The sequence below is a fragment of the Amycolatopsis sp. NPDC026612 genome, assembly GCF_040638285.1.
Lineage (GTDB): Bacteria > Actinomycetota > Actinomycetes > Mycobacteriales > Pseudonocardiaceae > Amycolatopsis.
In genome coordinates this window covers 1-15,441 of sequence record NZ_JBEZYB010000019.1, presented here as the reverse complement: position 1 = coordinate 15,441, position 15,441 = coordinate 1, and the positions used below count along the sequence as shown (strand labels likewise).

Annotated in this window: 16 protein-coding genes; 11 read left to right on the top strand and 5 right to left on the bottom strand. The window is 66.4% G+C overall.

The window, feature by feature from the left end; translation table 11 throughout:
• Positions 1-11 precede the first annotated feature (11 nt).
• Complete coding sequence (locus AB0F15_RS19380) at positions 12-1,958, top strand: ABC transporter ATP-binding protein (protein ID WP_360271729.1); 1,947 nt, start codon at positions 12-14, stop codon at positions 1,956-1,958.
• Here the strand turns inward: AB0F15_RS19380 and AB0F15_RS19375 are convergent.
• Positions 1,955-2,854 (bottom strand): zinc-binding dehydrogenase, encoded by a 900-nt coding sequence (locus AB0F15_RS19375; protein WP_360271727.1) that lies wholly within the window; start codon positions 2,852-2,854, stop codon positions 1,955-1,957. The genes AB0F15_RS19380 and AB0F15_RS19375 overlap by 4 nt on opposite strands.
• 79 nt (positions 2,855-2,933) lie before the next feature.
• Here AB0F15_RS19375 and AB0F15_RS19370 point away from each other — a divergent pair, with 79 nt between their 5' ends.
• From AB0F15_RS19370 to AB0F15_RS19360, 3 genes are all read left to right on the top strand, one after another.
• Positions 2,934-3,485 (top strand): helix-turn-helix domain-containing protein, encoded by a 552-nt coding sequence (locus AB0F15_RS19370; protein ID WP_360271724.1) that lies wholly within the window; start codon positions 2,934-2,936, stop codon positions 3,483-3,485.
• Between the two features lie 47 nt (positions 3,486-3,532).
• Positions 3,533-4,003: an FxsA family protein gene (locus tag AB0F15_RS19365; RefSeq protein WP_360271721.1), complete on the top strand. Its 471-nt coding sequence runs from the start codon at positions 3,533-3,535 to the stop codon at positions 4,001-4,003.
• Positions 4,004-4,084: 81 nt separating this feature from the next.
• Positions 4,085-4,480, top strand: coding sequence for a very short patch repair endonuclease (locus tag AB0F15_RS19360; RefSeq protein ID WP_360272006.1), 396 nt, complete (start codon positions 4,085-4,087; stop codon positions 4,478-4,480).
• On the opposite strand, the gene AB0F15_RS19355 is transcribed toward AB0F15_RS19360, so the two are convergent.
• Entirely contained in the window at positions 4,463-5,557 is a 1,095-nt protein-coding gene (locus tag AB0F15_RS19355) for a DNA cytosine methyltransferase (RefSeq protein WP_360271718.1), read from the bottom strand. The genes AB0F15_RS19360 and AB0F15_RS19355 overlap by 18 nt on opposite strands.
• 274 nt (positions 5,558-5,831) lie before the next feature.
• Between AB0F15_RS19355 and AB0F15_RS19350 the strand changes: the two genes are divergently transcribed.
• From AB0F15_RS19350 to AB0F15_RS19330, 5 genes are read left to right on the top strand one after another with little or no spacing between them, the layout of a single operon-like run.
• Entirely contained in the window at positions 5,832-8,402 is a 2,571-nt protein-coding gene (locus tag AB0F15_RS19350; protein ID WP_360271716.1) for a Z1 domain-containing protein, read from the top strand.
• Positions 8,402-9,403: a PD-(D/E)XK motif protein gene (locus AB0F15_RS19345; protein ID WP_360271714.1), complete on the top strand. Its 1,002-nt coding sequence runs from the start codon at positions 8,402-8,404 to the stop codon at positions 9,401-9,403. The genes AB0F15_RS19350 and AB0F15_RS19345 overlap by 1 nt, the downstream gene beginning before the upstream one ends.
• The gene (locus AB0F15_RS19340) at positions 9,400-11,328 is read left to right on the top strand and encodes a hypothetical protein (protein ID WP_360271711.1); all 1,929 of its coding nucleotides are present in this window, start codon (positions 9,400-9,402) and stop codon (positions 11,326-11,328) included. The genes AB0F15_RS19345 and AB0F15_RS19340 overlap by 4 nt, the downstream gene beginning before the upstream one ends.
• Positions 11,325-12,221 carry a hypothetical protein gene (locus AB0F15_RS19335; RefSeq protein ID WP_360271709.1) on the top strand — a complete coding sequence of 299 codons (897 nt, stop codon included), beginning with the start codon at positions 11,325-11,327 and terminating at the stop codon, positions 12,219-12,221. The genes AB0F15_RS19340 and AB0F15_RS19335 overlap by 4 nt, the downstream gene beginning before the upstream one ends.
• Entirely contained in the window at positions 12,221-13,012 is a 792-nt protein-coding gene (locus AB0F15_RS19330) for a DUF6339 family protein (RefSeq protein ID WP_360271706.1), read from the top strand. Before AB0F15_RS19335 ends, AB0F15_RS19330 begins: the two co-directional genes overlap by 1 nt.
• 27 nt (positions 13,013-13,039) lie before the next feature.
• On the opposite strand, the gene AB0F15_RS19325 is transcribed toward AB0F15_RS19330, so the two are convergent.
• The 3 genes from AB0F15_RS19325 to AB0F15_RS19315 form a co-directional block, all read right to left on the bottom strand.
• On the bottom strand, positions 13,040-13,519 hold the full coding sequence (locus tag AB0F15_RS19325) for a SitI3 family protein (protein WP_360271703.1): 480 nt from the start codon (positions 13,517-13,519) through the stop codon (positions 13,040-13,042).
• A gap of 25 nt (positions 13,520-13,544) precedes the next feature.
• The gene (locus AB0F15_RS19320) at positions 13,545-13,811 is read right to left on the bottom strand and encodes a hypothetical protein (RefSeq protein WP_360272004.1); all 267 of its coding nucleotides are present in this window, start codon (positions 13,809-13,811) and stop codon (positions 13,545-13,547) included.
• Between the two features lie 232 nt (positions 13,812-14,043).
• The gene (locus AB0F15_RS19315; RefSeq protein WP_360271701.1) at positions 14,044-14,601 is read right to left on the bottom strand and encodes a hypothetical protein; all 558 of its coding nucleotides are present in this window, start codon (positions 14,599-14,601) and stop codon (positions 14,044-14,046) included.
• Between the two features lie 125 nt (positions 14,602-14,726).
• Between AB0F15_RS19315 and AB0F15_RS19310 the strand changes: the two genes are divergently transcribed.
• Together AB0F15_RS19310 and AB0F15_RS19305 are read left to right on the top strand one after the other, a co-directional pair.
• Positions 14,727-15,206 carry a hypothetical protein gene (locus tag AB0F15_RS19310; protein WP_360271698.1) on the top strand — a complete coding sequence of 160 codons (480 nt, stop codon included), beginning with the start codon at positions 14,727-14,729 and terminating at the stop codon, positions 15,204-15,206.
• Positions 15,199-15,441 (top strand): transposase (locus AB0F15_RS19305; RefSeq protein WP_360271695.1); only part of this gene is annotated, 243 nt, incomplete at its 3' end. The genes AB0F15_RS19310 and AB0F15_RS19305, both read left to right, overlap by 8 nt.

Here is a 15,441-nt window from a genome sequence, read left to right as displayed (position 1 = left end):
GTGGGGGCGGCATGGAGTTCATGCTGGCTCGGCGTGGCCGGCGGCGGCATGCGACGACGGTCCCGGAGAGCGGGCTGACCGGGCCGGTCGAAATCCCCGAGCCCCAGCCGGAAGACCAGCCGAAGGACCTTCGCTCGCGGCTCAAGCGCGCGAAGACGTCGGTGGCGGGCACGGTCCGCGGCCTGCCGAAGGTCGTCAGGCTGACGTGGCAGGCCAGCCCGGTCTTGACGATCCTCCTCGCGCTGATCACGCTGCTGTCCGGGCTCTTGCCGACCGTGACCGCGTACATCGCGAAGCTGCTGCTCGACTCCGTCGTCGCGGCGATCCAGCACCGCGGCACGACGGCCGACATCGTGCACGTGGCGCTGTTCCAGTTCGCCGTGCTCGCTGCGACCGCGATCAGCAGCGCGCTGACGTCGATCGCGCAGTCGCTGCTGCAGGAACGCATGACGCTGACCATCCGCCACCAGGTGATGGCGCACGCCAGCGAGCTGCACCTGGCGTACTTCGAGGGCTCGACGTCCTACGACATGCTGCGCCAGGCCGCGCAGGAAGCACCGACGCGGCCGCTGTCGATGATGAACTCCGCGCTCGGCCTCGTGCGGACGCTGATCACGTTCGGCAGCATGGTCGCGCTGCTCGTCTCGATCAGCCCGCTGCTGGCCCTGGTCGCACTGGTGGCGCCGATCCCGGCGTTCATCTCGCAGTCGAAGTACGGCTCGCGCGCGTTCTGGCTGACGTTCCTGATGTCGCCGATCAAGCGGCGGATGGACTACCTGTCGTCACTGGTCACGACGGACACCTACGCCAAGGAGACGAAGCTGTTCGGGCTCGGCCCGTACTTCGTCGACCGGTTCCGCCGGCTCGGTGCCGTCTCGTACGAGCGGCAGCGGAAGCTGACGATCAACCGCAACATCAGCTCGACGTCCTGGGGGCTGCTGAGCACACTCGCGGGTTCGGCGATCGCGCTGTACATCGCGCTGGAGGCGGTCGGCGGCCGGCTGACGCTGGGTGACCTGGCGCTGTACACGGCCGCCGCGACGTCGGTGCAGACGTCGGTGTCCGGGCTGTTCACGGCGTTTTCGGGGATGTACGAGAACAACCTGTACCTGGACACGCTGTACCGCTTCCTGGACACGAAGCCGGAGATCACGGCACCTGCTTCGCCACGTGCCTTTCCCTCCAAAGTGGACGGACACATCGAGTTCGACTCGGTCACGTTCGCGTACCCGGGTTCGGAGGAGCCGGCGCTGGAAGACGTCAGCTTCGAGATCCGCCCCGGCGAGACGGTGGCGGTGGTAGGCCGCAACGGCGCGGGCAAGTCGACGCTGTTCAAGCTGCTCTGCCGGCTGTACGACCCGACGGACGGCCGCATCCTGCTGGACGGCGTCGACATCCGCGAGTACGACCCGGAGGACCTGCGGGCGCGGATCAGCGCGATGTTCCAGGACTACGTGACGTACCAAGGAACGGCGGCGGAGAACATCGGCTTGGGTGACCTTTCGCGGTTGGAAGATCGCCCGCACATCGAGGACTCCGCCCGCCGCGCGGGCGCGGACGAGCGCATCGAGCGGCTGCCTTCCGGCTACGACAGCCCGCTGGGACGCTGGTTCGACCAGGGTGTTTCGTTGTCTGGTGGGGAGTGGCAGAAGATCGCGCTGGCACGGGCGTTCCAGCGGGAGGCGCCGCTGTTGATCCTCGACGAGCCGACGTCGGCGTTGGACGCCCAGGCCGAGCACGACCTGTTCTCGCGACTGCGCGAGCTGTCCGAGGGGCGTACGACGCTGTACATCTCGCACCGGTTCTCGACGGTGCGGCAGGCGGAGCGGATCCTGTTGCTGGACCACGGGAAGGTCGCGGAGTACGGGACGCACGAGGAGCTGATGGCGGCGAAGGCGGGGTATGCGGAGCTGTTCACGCTTCAGGCCCGGGCGTACCTCGACGAGGTGCCGAGCTAGGGGATGAGCACGACCTTGCCGACCCCTTCGCGGCTCTCGACGCGCGCGTGCGCGGCGGCGACGTCGTCGAGGGGGTAGGTCCGGTCGAGCACGGGGACCAACGTGCCGTCCGCGACGAGGTCGAGTGCCTCGGCGCGGACGGCCGCGACCCGCTTCCCGTAGGCGTCGGGCCCGCCGAAGCCGATCAGGGTGATCCCGCGCGCGATGAGGCCCGCGACGGGGAACGTCGGGAATTCGCCGCTGAGCAGGCCGTAAGCGAGGATCCGGCCGTGTGGCGCGAGTTTCGCGAGGAGCTCCGCGGCACGCGGGCCGCCGATCGACTCGAAGACGACATCGATGCCTTCGGGCACCTTCTGCCGCCAGTCCGGGTCGTTGTGGTCGATGTCGGCTGTTCCCTTGCCGGCGGTCGTGACCACGCGGGCACCCCGGTTCTCGGCCAGCCGCGCCAGGTAACCGCCGATCGCCCCGGACACGGCTTCGACCAGGACGGTTTCACTCGCTTTGACGTCCGCGGTGTTCATCAAGGCCAGCGCCACGGAGGCCGGAACGGCAGCGGCGACGGCCTGCGTGGGCGTGATGTTGTCGGGCACGAGCGTGTACTGGCTCGCGGCGACGACTTCGGCGTACGCGCCTCCAGTGAAGGACACGCTGACGACCCTCTTGCCGTGCAGGCTCGGATCGTCGGCCTCGACGACAATCCCGGCGGCCTCGTGCCCGAAGATCGCCGGCACCGGCCCGGCGGGCATCAGCCCGGACCGCAGCTGGGTTTCGTAGAACGGCACCCCGATCGCCTCGGTCCGGATCAGCACCTCGCCGTTTCCCCGCGCCGGCACCGGCCGCTCCTCGACCTTCAGCACTTCCGGACCACCCGTGCCGTACTGCACCACCGCGCGCATGACCTCTCCTAACTGGACCATCGGTCAACTTACGGTCGCCTACTATATGGACCGACGGTCAACTTGTCGAGGGAGTCTTATGGAGCGCGCCGACGCGGCCCGCAACCGCCGGGCGATCCTGCGCGCGACGGAGGAGCTGCTGTCGTCGCACGACCTGTCAGAGGTGTCGATGGACCGCGTCGCAGCCGCGGCCGGCGTCGGCAAGGGCACGGTGTTCCACCGCTTCGGCAACCGCGAAGGCCTGATGCGCGCACTGGTGGAGTCGCGGGTCGAGGAGTTGTCGGCGGCTGTGGAGTCGGGCCCACCCCCGCTGGGGCCGGGCGCACCGGCGCCGGAGCGGCTGGCGGCGTTCTTCGACGCGGTGGTCGAGCTGGCGACCCGCAACGTGAAGGTGATGGCGGCGTTCGAGCAGGCCTCGACGGACCGCCTGAACAACCCGATCTACCTGTCGTGGCACGCGCACGTGTCGGGGTTGATCGCTTCGGCGGCACCTGCGCTCGACGCCGACTTGACGGCGCACCTGCTGCTGGGCTCGTTGCACAGCGACCTGATGCGGCGGTTTTTGCGGACGGGCGAGACGCACCGCCTGTCGGACGGCCTGCGGTCGATGGTCGCGGCGTTGCTGCGCTGATCAGGCGGCGCCGGGAGCAAATCGGACAGGTCGTTCGTTATGCGGGTATGGCTGTCGCGTTCCTGCTTTACGTCATCGCCGAGATCGCCGCGATCTGGGCGGTGGGTTCGGCCGTCGGCGTGCTCGGCACACTGGGCCTCCTCCTGGCGGGCGCGTTCCTGGGCTCCTGGCTGGCCCGCCGCGAGGGCGGCAAGGCGATGCGGGCATTCACCTCGGCGGCCCGCTCAGGACGACCGGCGGAGAAGGAACTCACCGACGGGATGCTGGTCGGGCTGGGTGGAGTGCTGATCCTGGTGCCCGGCTTCGTGAGCGACGTGCTCGGGTTGCTGCTGATCCTGCCGCCGTCGCGGGCGGTGGCTCGTCGGTTGTGGTTGAAGCGGATGGAGAAGCGGGCCGTGCGGTTTGCGAACCGCCGGCGCGGGCCGGTGATGGTGGTGGACAGCGAGGTCGTGTCTTCCGAGGAGCCCCGGCGACGGGAGCAGCCGACGGTCATCGAGGGTCGGGTCGTGGAGAACTAGCCACGATCGGCCGGGGGCACGAAACCTTGCCAGAATGTGCGCGTGGAGCGTTTGAAGACCACTTCCGCCGTGCGCATCCGGATGAGCAAGCAGAAGTCCCGGAACACCGGGATCGAGATGGCGCTGCGCAAGGCGCTGCACAGCGCAGGCTTCCGCTACCGTGTGCACCGCCGACCGGTCAAAGGCGTACGCCGCGAGGCAGACCTCGTGTTCGCCCCCGCCCGCGTGGCGGTCTTCGTGGACGGATGCTTCTGGCACGGGTGTCCGGAGCATGCGACGTGGCCGAAGAACAACGCGGAATTCTGGCGCGAGAAGATCGAGACGAACCGCAGGCGGGACGCCAACACCGACACCCGACTCAATGACGCCGGGTGGCTCGCCGTCCGGATCTGGGAACACGAGTCTGTCGAGGTCGCTACCGACCGCGTCATCACGGCGGTCCGGGAACGCCGCCGGGTGTCAGGCGTCCTTCAGTAGCCCGTCGACCCCGTTGCGGGTTTCCTTCCAGCTTCGCTTGACGCATCGGTCCAGCGCCGCGGTATCGAGCTCCTTGCCCATGGCCGCGGCCAGGACGTGGGCAGCCAGCCGCGGCGGGATCGCATTCCCGATCTGCTGGGCGATGGCGCGCCCGGCCCAGGGGTAATCAGGCGGGAAGGTTTGCAACCTGCCTGCTTCGTGGTCAGTGAAGCGGTCAGGCCGCCCCTTCGGTCGCTCATGGATCAGACGGTTGCGGGAGACCTTGCCGGTGACAGTGAATGCCGGTTCACTCGACAGCCGTTCGCCACGCGCCTTCGGGTCACCACCGGTGCCGTAGTTGGACCGCACGGTGAACTGCTCCGACCAGCCGAGCGCTTCCCCCATCGTCTTCCACGGAAGCAACCGGGGATCCCCTTCCCCGCGGGCCGCCCCTTTGCGATACCGCCGATGCGTGGGCTTCGGCAGCTTCGCTTCCCCCTCACGTCGAGCGATCAAAATCGCCCGACGGCGTGTTTGCGGAACTCCGAACTCCTCGGTGTGGAGAATTCCACAGTCGACGCTGTACCCCCGCCCTTCGAGCACCTGCGCATACGCCTGCCACACCGGCAGCACAGCAGGGACCTGTTCGAGAACGATCGCTTCATACGGATCGCCCGCGTCCAGCGCCCACCGCAGGGGCTCCAGCACCAAGCCGGTTCGTTCGTCGTCCAGCTCCAGCTCCGCAAGGTCCCTCTCACTGACGCCGTGGGTGTCGCCGACGGCACGAACGAAGGAAAGCAGCCGCTCCAGAGCTCGCCTCCCGGCCCCCTGCCCGGCGACGGTGTACGTCTGGCAGGGAGGACCTCCGGTCAAGATACGAGCCTTTGGATAGTTGGCAGGCTTGGAAAGTCGCACATCTCCGTGCTTGGTGTGCAGTTCGGCTCGCTCACGAGTGATGCAGGCATCGTCGTCCCATTCGATGCCGACAACGGACACGCCCAGCCAGTGGGCGGCGACGTCGAGCCCGCCCGGACCGGCGAAGAGGTCCACCATCTCGACCTGCGCCGATAGCGGCAAGGCCAACTGTCCGTCGGTCATGGGACGGGAGTCTATAAGTCGGGTACGACAGTCCGAACGAGCCATGAATTCGACACGCCGGCGACCTGCTCGCCCAGCGTGTGACGCATTCGTGACCACACGGAGTAACGGAAGCGGCCGTCCGTGCGACGTGATCGATCACGGAGGGGTTGCGTCAAGGCGCCGATCAGGGTCACCCGTTCGAGGCACCTGGCGGTGAGGCCGGCAGCACCTACCGTGGGGCGGGTCGGCGTCGTTCGTCCCGTCGATGCGCCCGGACGGAGTTGGAGGATCGGTGACCGACAAGTTCGACCAGCAGTACGCCGCGTTCCTTGACTTGGTGGATACCGGAACCCCGGAAACCGCCATCAAGAAGATGGAACTCTTCGGCGCAGAGGACGAACTTCTCCAGCGAATCGCGGAGCGGCACGAGCGCGAAACCATTCGGATTCGGGAACGTGAGGAACCGCGCAGCGTCATCCTCGACAACCGTTACACCTGGTACACCGGCCCGCGGCCACGTGACAAGTACTGGCCGGCGCTGGAAGAGCTGCTGCGGAAGTCGGGGTGGTCGGAGCAGAGCCTCGACGACCTCGACGGCGCATCGACCAAGGTCGTTTCGCTGCTGAGCCACCCGCGGGTGACCCAATTCTCAACGAAGGGGTTGGTCGTCGGCTACGTCCAGTCCGGCAAGACGACGAACTTCACCGCCGTGACGGCGAAAGCGGCCGATCGCGGCTACAAGCTCTTCATCGTGCTGGCCGGTATCCACAACGGCCTGCGCAGGCAAACGCAGCTTCGCCTCGTCGACCAGCTGGTCAAACCGAACCCGTCGCGCTGGCTGCAGCTCACCGACCCCGACAAGGACTTCACGCCGCCTGCCAATGCGGCCGCGTACCTGGCCAAGAACAACAAGCAGCACGTCCTGTGCGTGATCAAGAAGAACCCGCGCGTTCTCGAGAAGTTCTCGGCCTGGCTCGAGACGGCTTCGGAGTACCTGGCGGACTGCCCGGCCTTGATCATCGACGACGAAGCCGACCAGGCGACGGTCGCCACCGAAACCATCAATCCCTTGATCATCGAGATCCTCGGTCGCCTGCCGAAGTCGGCCTACGTGGGCTACACGGCGACCCCGTTCGCGAACCTGCTGATCGACCCTTCGGTCAAGGATCTGTACCCCGAGCACTTCATCGTCAACCTGCCCAAGCCGGAGGGCCATTTCGGGACCGAGGTCTTGTTCGGTCGCGACGTCATGGACGGCGAAGACCCTGAAGACGTCTTCGACGGCTACGACATGATCCGGCAGGTCCCCGAATTCGAAGTCGACCTCGTACGCCCGAGTTCACGCGCCGACACCGACGGCTTCCACCCGGTGCTGCCGGACACACTCCGTACAGCGATCCGGTACTTCTGGCTCAGCACCGCCGCGCGTCGAGTACGCAAGACAGGCAATCCACACTCGACGATGCTGGTGCACACCAGCGTCAACACCGCCGTTCACAACAGTTTCAAGCAGCCCCTGACCAAACTCCGCAACGAGAGCGAGGACCGGCTGCGGGCGGGCGACACCGAACTCTTGGCCGAGCTTCGCGAGCTTTGGGACAGGGAGGCAGCACGCGTGCCCGCGGACCTGTTCCGCGAGCAGAGGGTGACTTTCGACGACTTGGCGCCGCTGCTTCCCGGGGTTCTGCACGATTGCCGGATCATCATGGACAACTCCGGCAGCAAGGATCGTCTCGACTACGAGAACGGTCCGGTCGTCGCCATCGCGGTCGGTGGCAACACCCTCTCCCGCGGCCTGACGCTCGAAGGCCTGGCCGTGAGCTACTTCGTGCGATCCGTGTCCGCGTACGACACGCTGCTGCAGATGGGCCGGTGGTTCGGCTTCCGCAACGGCTACGCCGATCTGCCCCGCATCTGGATGACCGACGAACTCCGCGACTGGTTCCGCCACATCGCGACGGTCGAAAGCGAAATGCGCCGCGACATCGACGTGTACATGGTCGAGGACAAGACCCCGAGGACCTTCGCCGTACGGCTGCGCACGCATCCGGCGCTACGCGTGACGGCGGCCGCCAAGATGACCAACGCCGTCCCCTCGGCGTCGGCGTACGGCGGCCAGCGCGTGCAGACGCGCTACTTCCGCACCGACCACGACTGGCTGGCCGACAACCAGGCCGCAGCTCGCAAGCTCGTCGCGACGGCCGCGCTCAAGGACAGGCCGGACCATGACCGCAAGGACGGCAACAAGCTGATCCGCGGCGTTCCACATGAGCTCGTCACGAATTTCCTACGCGAGTACCGGTTCCACGAGAAGTCGCAGGAGTGCGACTCCAAGCTGCTGACCGACTACATCGCCAGGCGCATCGCCAAGTCGGGCGCGCTGCTGCGTTGGAACGTTGCCATCATCGGCGGATCCGCGGGCAAGGAGACTCCCAAGGAGTTCCCCTTCGCCGAGGGGTTCACGGTCCGTATGGTCACTCGTTCCGCTCTCGACGGTGACACGACCGACTTCGTCGACATCAAGACCCTGATGAGCCGCCGCGACGCGGCCATCGACCTCGACACTTCGTCGGTGCAGGGCGAGCTGACCGAAGAGAAGATCAAGGGACTGCGACTGCAGCAGAGCCCGAATACCGCTCTCCTGGCGCTCTACGCGATCGACAAGGACTCGAAGCCCGAGGCCTACCGAGAGGGCAAACGTCGCCCGCTGAATGCCGCGGAAGACGTCATCGGTGTAGGTCTGGTATTCCCGCCGCCGTCATCGGTCGATTCGACTGTCGAGTGGCAGTACGTGGCCACGAACCTGGCCAAGGTCCGTATCGAGGACGAGGACCTGAGTGCGCTCGACGCGGTGGACGACTGATGGCCGTGCCTCTGCGTGAAGTCGTCGATGACCATTGGGATCGCCTGGAGGAACAACACACGTCAGGACCGGAGCACGTACGCACGTCGGAGCTCCCGGTGACGACCTCACTCGGCCCCGTGCTGGCGGCGGTGGACCACGCCGGAAATCGCCACCTGCTCGTTCCGCTGAGTGCCCACCAACACGTCCGCCTCGACCGCGGTGGCGCGGCGTTGACCGTCCGCGAGCGTCCGCTCGAGAATGAGCACGCCTACGAGCGGTACGCCGACCTGGGTTGTCTCCGCAGGGATCTCGACGAGGTCTTCACCGGACTCGTCGCCGACGTCCTGACCTCCGTCGAAGAAGCACCGGACCGGCCACTGAAATCGCTGTACACGGTTCTGGGCCGGTGGCGTGCGTTGTTCCAGCATTCACCGGCACCGCTGAGTGCCGATCGGTTGGCGGGCCTGTTCGGTGAGCTGGTGGTGCTGAACGAACTGCTCGCGGGTGAGAGCACGGCTGTCGACTTCTGGACGGGACCCTCCGGAAACCGTCACGACTTCACCGTCGGCACGCGGGGTATCGAGGTGAAGACCTCCACAGCCACAACTGGGCGAAAGGTCCGTATCCACGGCGTCGAGCAGCTCCAGCCGCCGCCCCACGGAACGCTCGACCTGGTGTGGGTCCGCGTGGAGCGGGTGGCCGAGCAGGGAAACACGATCGCCGAGCTCGTCGATCGTGCGCGCCGCACCGGCGACGACGACACCAAGCTGCTCTTCAAGCTCGCCGAAGCCGGGTATCGACCGGCTGATGCGGACCTGTACCAAGACGTGCGCTTCGCGCTTCGCGAGCAACGGTGGTACGAGGTGGATGACGACTTCCCCCGCATCACTCCTTCATCAGTCGTTCCCGGGGTATCCGATCTCGTCTACACGGTCGACCTGGACCAGCAGCAACCACAGGTCGTCGACGCGCACGAAATCCGTGCTCGAACTGCCCGGATAATCCAGGAGAACAAGTGACCACAGCGGCCTGGCACTCACAGATGTTCCCGCCCGAAGGGGCGAGTGCAGCAGAGGGGATCCGGAACCAACTCGGCAGGCCCGAGCTGGATCTGCTGACGATCCTTGTCCGCGAGTCCGCCCAGAACAGCTGGGATGCGCGGACCGGCGAGACGCCGGTCGACTACCACCTCGATCTTCGAGTCGTCAGCCCGGCGCACGCGCCGGCGTGGCGGGAGCTGCTCGTCCGCAACGTCCCCGCTCACGAGCACCTGCCCCTGCGGCAGTCGATCTCGAGTCCGGTCATCCGCGTCCTGACGATTTCGGACCGTGGAACGACCGGCCTGGGTGGACCTACCCGCGCGGACAACGCGGTGGTCGAAAACCATGACTTCGTGTCCTTCATCAGGAACATCGGCGAACCGAGGGACACGGAACTCGGCGGCGGCACCTACGGCTTCGGCAAGGGCATCTTCTACCTGCTGAGCAGGCCCGGGACCGTGCTGGTGCACACGCGATGTCGAGTCGACGACGGGTTCGAGACCCGACTGATGGGCTGCGCACTCTGGAAGAGCTACGCCGAAGGCGAAGGCCTCTCCGGCCACCGGTACACCGGACGGCACTGGTGGGGCACCCATTCCTCGGACGGTGTGGTCGAACCGCTGATCGGCGATGAGGCCGACGCCACTGCGGAGCGACTGGGCCTGCGCGGCTTCGGCCCTGAGGAGACCGGCACCACGGTCGTCGTAATCGATCCCGATCTCGGCGAACGAGAGATCGAGCACGCCGGGACTTACCTGGCGGAGACGATCGCGTGGAACCTCTGGCCGAAGATGCTGGCCGACCCTGCCGACGGCATTCCTCCGATGCGGTTCTCCGTGCAGTGCGACGGGATCACAGTTCCCATCCCGGACCCTCGTGAGACGACCCCGCTGGACATGTTCGTCACCGCGCACGAAGCGATGCGGTCGAACGAGGACGGCAAAGAGCTCTGGTACAACGGGCACCCCAGGACGAAGCTCGGAATACTGGGCCTCGAGAAGCGCTTCCTTCCACCGTTCACCGAGACCCCCGCGGCCGAAACGGCCGGCATCGGCAGCACCGTTCACCACGTCTGTCTCATGCGGACAGCGGAACTCGTGGTCACCTACCACGCCGGCCCCAAGCCGGCCGCCGAGTACGTGTCCTATGCCGGGGTTTTCCGCGCAGACGTCGAGCTCGACAGTACGTTCGCGTCGTCCGAGCCGCCCACGCACGACGCGTGGAACTGGCAATCGCTCGAAGGCCACCAGAAACGGCTCGTCCGGATGGCCTTCACCCGGATCAAGGAGTCGATCGAAGGCCTCATCGAGATCGACGGCCGTGTCCGCACGAGTTCGTCGGAGATTTCCCTGGGTGCCGCGAGCCGCTCGTTCTCCGATCTCGTCGCGGGTGCCTGGGGTATCGGTGGAGCCTCCGACTACCGACGAGCCTTCAAACCGGTGAAACCGACACCGCCGGCGGGGACAGTCCACCTCTCCGGGGACCTCTACGATTCGGGCGGCAATGGCACCGGCTCCCCGCCGAAGGGGGAAACCAGCCCGGAAACCGGCCGTTCGAGCGGACGCCCACCGCGGGTCGAGTACCTGGAAGCGCCGTACTACGAAGTCCGCGCCGGACAGGTTCTGCTGGTACAGGCGTTCCGAGTCTCCGCGCTCGGCGTGCACCGCTGCAGCGCCGATCTCGGCGTTGCGTTGGCCGGCACGAGCAGCAGGGAGACGGATCCCCCGCGGGGAGCCGACGAACCACGGATCTTCGGGTGGGAAGGCCCCGACGGCGCGCTGCACACCGATCCGACGCAGACCCTCGAAGGCGGCGAAGACATCTGGCGAGTCCTGATCCGTCCCGCACCCGACACTACAACCGAGATCGCGGTGCACGCCCAGCGTGAGGAGGCGTTGCGATGAGCATGCAAGCACCTCCGTACCGGATGGCCCCGGCAGAATCGGTGGTGGCCGGACCATGGCAGTGGCTCATCGATGATGTCCCCGGTGAGCTGCCGGACGCCCTGAGCGACTGGGACTACCGCATGGACCTTTCTCTGCGCCAACCAGTGACCGTCGATGTCGATCTCGTTCGGCAGGCCACCGGACTGCCTGCGGCCGCGAAGTTGACACTCGCCATGATCTGGACCGCGTCCGGCTCGGGTCTGAAGGCCGCAGCCCATCGCGTTCCTCTGCCCGAGACAGGTGTCGCGCACGTCGACCTGGCCGCGGTGTTGCCCGGGGAACAACTGGGTGGCGTGTTGGGCTTGGAGACGACGTTGGTGCTCGCCGAGTTCACCCAGGGCGGCGACTTGGCGTCGCCCCGCCGGGCCGGGTCGATCCTGTGGACCAGCAAGCACGAGACCCGGCTCCAGGGCGACGCACCGCTTTTCCCGATCGCCGTCGTCGACTTCGCCAAGACCCAATATCCCGAAGACGCCGGCTGGCACGTGGAAATCGGCGGCGACCTCGAGACGGCCACGATGGGTGCGTTGCTCCTGTTGGTGAACGAGCGCAAAAGGGTGCTGGTCGACGCCATGCGCAACGCGGCCAAGCCACGCCCCGTCGACCGCGTGGTGTTGTCCACAGTGCACGCGGACGTCGCGCGCACCTTGGTGGAGTACGCCCTGCAAGACCAGGACTTCGACCTCGAAGTCGACTACGGCGACGAAACGATCGGCAGCACGCTGCAAGCGCTGATCGGAAGGTTCTTCCCGGAACAGAGCCTCACCCACTTGCGCAGACGGCAAGGGCAGTCGCCGACCGCGTTCGCCACCGAGCTGCAGCACGCTGTTCGGATCTTCGAGGAGTCCTGATGAGCGTCTTGTTCCCGCGTCTGCTGCCTCGGCAGGCTCACAAGCTGTACGAAGAGTACAAGTCGCTGACCATCGAAGAGCTCGAGCCGCGCACGGCGCTGCGCCACGACTCTGCCGTTTACGCCGCCACGGGCGGTGATCGAGTCCGGGAGAAGGACCTCGCTCAGCTGCGTCAGGCGGTCGTCGCGGCGGCTCGTAAGGCCGGCTTTCCGAACCGGTCGACACCCGCCACAAAGAACGACTTCGATCGGAACGTCGCCGAGCTGCTCCACCGGACGGCCGGGTTGGCTCCTGCGGAAGCTGCGGCCCGTGACATCTGGGTGTTCGTGGCGCTCGTCGTGCTGCCGGATGTCTCGTTCTGGCGATTCGAAAAGCGGACCGACGAACGCTTTCTCGCCAAGGACCTGACCCGGCACGTGTTCGGTCGTCTCTGGTGGCGAGCCCACCTGGTCCACGACACCGACAGCCCCGATCCCTACGCCGCGTTGAACATCCTGGGCGAAGGTGCATTCGACCAGATCTACGCACGTCGGCGGGCGCTGGGCGGCAGTCCCCAATTGGTTCGCTCGATCCTGCATGTCTGGCACGAGATCGACACCGGCGGACTGAACGAAACCGATCTGCTCAAGGACTTCCTGAAGCGCTTGTTGCGGCTCGGCGCCTTCATGTCCTTCGAGACGCTCCATGACGAGCAGCTCAACGCCGAGGTGCGCCGTGCAGCTCACGATTCACTGCAAGCGTTCCACGCGGAACGTCGGCCTCGGCACGCGCTCGAGCACGCCGGAGGGTGACGACCGCCAAGACGATCTGATCGACCGTCACTCCTCGGAGAAGGCCAGGGCTTCACGTCGGTAGGGCTGATGCACCACGGCGAGGCGGCGCTCGGGCCAAATGTCGTCTCGGGCGTTCAGGATCAATTCGCCGCCGCGGCGCATGAGCCAGAGCGTATCCATGCCGGACAGCAGCGCGTCGCCGGTGATTCTGTCCAGCAGGCCAGCGGACAGCCGGACCAGGTCGTCCTGTTGTTCGGGAATCTTGTCGTGTTTGTGGATGCCGAACCCGATCGCCACCGTCGGAGTGATTCCGAAGTCTGTCACTACCGGTGCCCAAGGTGCTGGAGTCCGTTCGTACACTCGAATCCAGGTGCGGAGCGGGGTCACCGCTCCGTCGCGGGTCAACTGCGCGGGCGTGACCGCTTCCTCGAACAGGCCCAACGGACGGCCGACGTCGAGCAGTGCGAGTGCGACTTGCTCCAACGACGATGACGTCCCCATTTCGAGGTCGTATGAGATGGCCATTCGAGTAGTGTCCTCGCGTAGTGAATCACGGGTAAAGGTGGAGTATATTGCCTTGTTTGTCGATCGCGATGGCTTCCTTGAGGCCGTTGATCGGCCAGTCGTGAAGTTGCGCACGCATCGCGTTGAGGTCCACTGGACTGTCGGCCAGGTTGAGGACGATCCGATCCGTCTGCTCCTTCGCGACCTTCTTCGCCATTTCGTCGGCGATGTTGCGAGCACGGCCGGTCGACGGCGCGTAGTTGTCGAACACCTTGCCATCGATGCGGTAGGCGGGATTCCTGCCATTCGGCAGCGTCGCCGGGTTCTGCTCGACGTCGTAGCCCGCTCGCGCGAGGGTCGTCGCCGATTCGTTCTCACGTTGCAGCGAGCGCGCCGTCTCCGGGTCGGCACCCTTGGGGATATTGGTCGGGTTACCGCCGGGAGTCGCGTCGGGTCCGGAACCCGGGACGGTTCGGTGTGGCCGCTGATCTCGTCGCTGATCTTGTCTGCGTCAACCCCTTCGACTTCCGGGTTCGGCGTGCCGGTCATGGCCGCCTGCATCGCCGGAACCACACCTGGGTGACCGCGACCGCTCCACCCGCGGCGACCAGGATGGCCTCCGCGGTGGCGGCGACCTCGGCGATGGGAATGGCCAGCGTGGCTCCGGCTTCGACACCGAAGAAGTCGAGCGCTTCGATCACGCCCACGATGAGCACGTCCAGCCCACCGTCGGTGAGGACGCTACCGATCACGAGGACCAAGCCCACGATGCTCAGGCCGTCGATGATCGACTTGATCTTCTCCTTGATCGCGTCCTGGGTGTCGTTGTTCCAGATCCGGAAATCGACGAGGCTGTTCGCGACGTCGTCCAGCGTTCGAGGCAATCCGGTGAGGATTGAACGCTCACCGGCGGCGCGCAGCCAGAACTGCTCCAGTTCGGTGAGGTCATCCGAGCTGTTGTTGCCGACCAGTCCTTGCAACCGTGTGTGCAGGTCACTGACAAGACCGCGAATGGCAGCGGCTGCGTCGCGGCACGCCTGGGCGGCGGCATCGATGCGGCCGGTGTCGGCAGTGGGTATGTACCGCTCGAGGAAGTCCGGCATCCACACGGTGAATCACCGGTCAAGGTCACGAAGTCGGTGTTACCGGGCCAAGCGTGGGGCGCAACGGGAGGCCAGGGCTGTGGTCCACCAGAGTTGCCCGGCACACTGTTCCGATCGGCCTTCGCGTGATTGAGCGCGGCTACGTCGATGCCCTTCCCGATCGCGCCGAGCAAGTCGAATGCCGTGCGGAAGCCGTCGTTCAGGACGCAGTGGAGGGCATCGGCCCAGCCGTCCTGGTACTTGTGAGCGCCGTCGCTCGCGCCGGCCGCTCCGGCGGCCTGGTCGAGGCGGTCGAGCATGTCCTGCCGAATGCGATCGAGGCCGTTCTGCGCGTCGATGAACTGCTGCCCGACGACGTGGAAGTCCACCAGTTCGACTCGCACCGGACTGTTCGGGCCACCGTCCTGCCCACGTTCCAGTACCGCCACGACTCAGCCCCGCCAAATCCGGACATTCGCGTCAACCGCGGCGGCGTGGTTGTCGTGTGCGTGCACCACGACGTCACGAATCCAGTGCAGCTGGTCCCGCAGATCATGGGCGGAGGCTTAGAGCGTGTCTTACGTGGTGATCTGGCGATCTTGAGCGATGATGTTGGCTGTGGTTGATCGTTTGTCGTTGCGGTTGGTGCCGGATGAGCTGTGGGAGCTGGCGGAGCCGTTGATCCCGGTGTTCGAGCCGCGTCCGCAGGGCGGTGGCACTGCCCCGGTGGACGCGCGTGCGGTGTTCACCGCGATCGTGTACGTGCTGACCAGCGGGTGTGCGTGGCGGGATCTGCCGCCGTCGTTCGGGGTGCCATTCCAGACCGCGCACCGCCGCTTCGGCCAGTGGACCAAGGCCGGG

Excerpts from the sequence above, each read along its gene's own strand:
- AB0F15_RS19370 (WP_360271724.1), top strand. The coding sequence starts at position 2,934 with ATGGAGCGCGCCGACGCGGCCCGCAACCGCCGGGCGATCCTGCGCGCG.
- AB0F15_RS19360 (WP_360272006.1), top strand. The coding sequence starts at position 4,085 with ATGAGCAAGCAGAAGTCCCGGAACACCGGGATCGAGATGGCGCTGCGC.
- AB0F15_RS19335 (WP_360271709.1), top strand. The coding sequence starts at position 11,325 with ATGAGCATGCAAGCACCTCCGTACCGGATGGCCCCGGCAGAATCGGTG.
- AB0F15_RS19365 (WP_360271721.1), top strand. The coding sequence starts at position 3,533 with ATGGCTGTCGCGTTCCTGCTTTACGTCATCGCCGAGATCGCCGCGATC.
- AB0F15_RS19380 (WP_360271729.1), top strand. The coding sequence starts at position 12 with ATGGAGTTCATGCTGGCTCGGCGTGGCCGGCGGCGGCATGCGACGACG.
- AB0F15_RS19345 (WP_360271714.1), top strand. The coding sequence starts at position 8,402 with ATGGCCGTGCCTCTGCGTGAAGTCGTCGATGACCATTGGGATCGCCTG.
- AB0F15_RS19330 (WP_360271706.1), top strand. The coding sequence starts at position 12,221 with ATGAGCGTCTTGTTCCCGCGTCTGCTGCCTCGGCAGGCTCACAAGCTG.
- AB0F15_RS19315 (WP_360271701.1), bottom strand. The coding sequence starts at position 14,601 with ATGCCGGACTTCCTCGAGCGGTACATACCCACTGCCGACACCGGCCGC.
- AB0F15_RS19325 (WP_360271703.1), bottom strand. The coding sequence starts at position 13,519 with ATGGCCATCTCATACGACCTCGAAATGGGGACGTCATCGTCGTTGGAG.
- AB0F15_RS19375 (WP_360271727.1), bottom strand. The coding sequence starts at position 2,854 with ATGCGCGCGGTGGTGCAGTACGGCACGGGTGGTCCGGAAGTGCTGAAG.
- AB0F15_RS19355 (WP_360271718.1), bottom strand. The coding sequence starts at position 5,557 with ATGACCGACGGACAGTTGGCCTTGCCGCTATCGGCGCAGGTCGAGATG.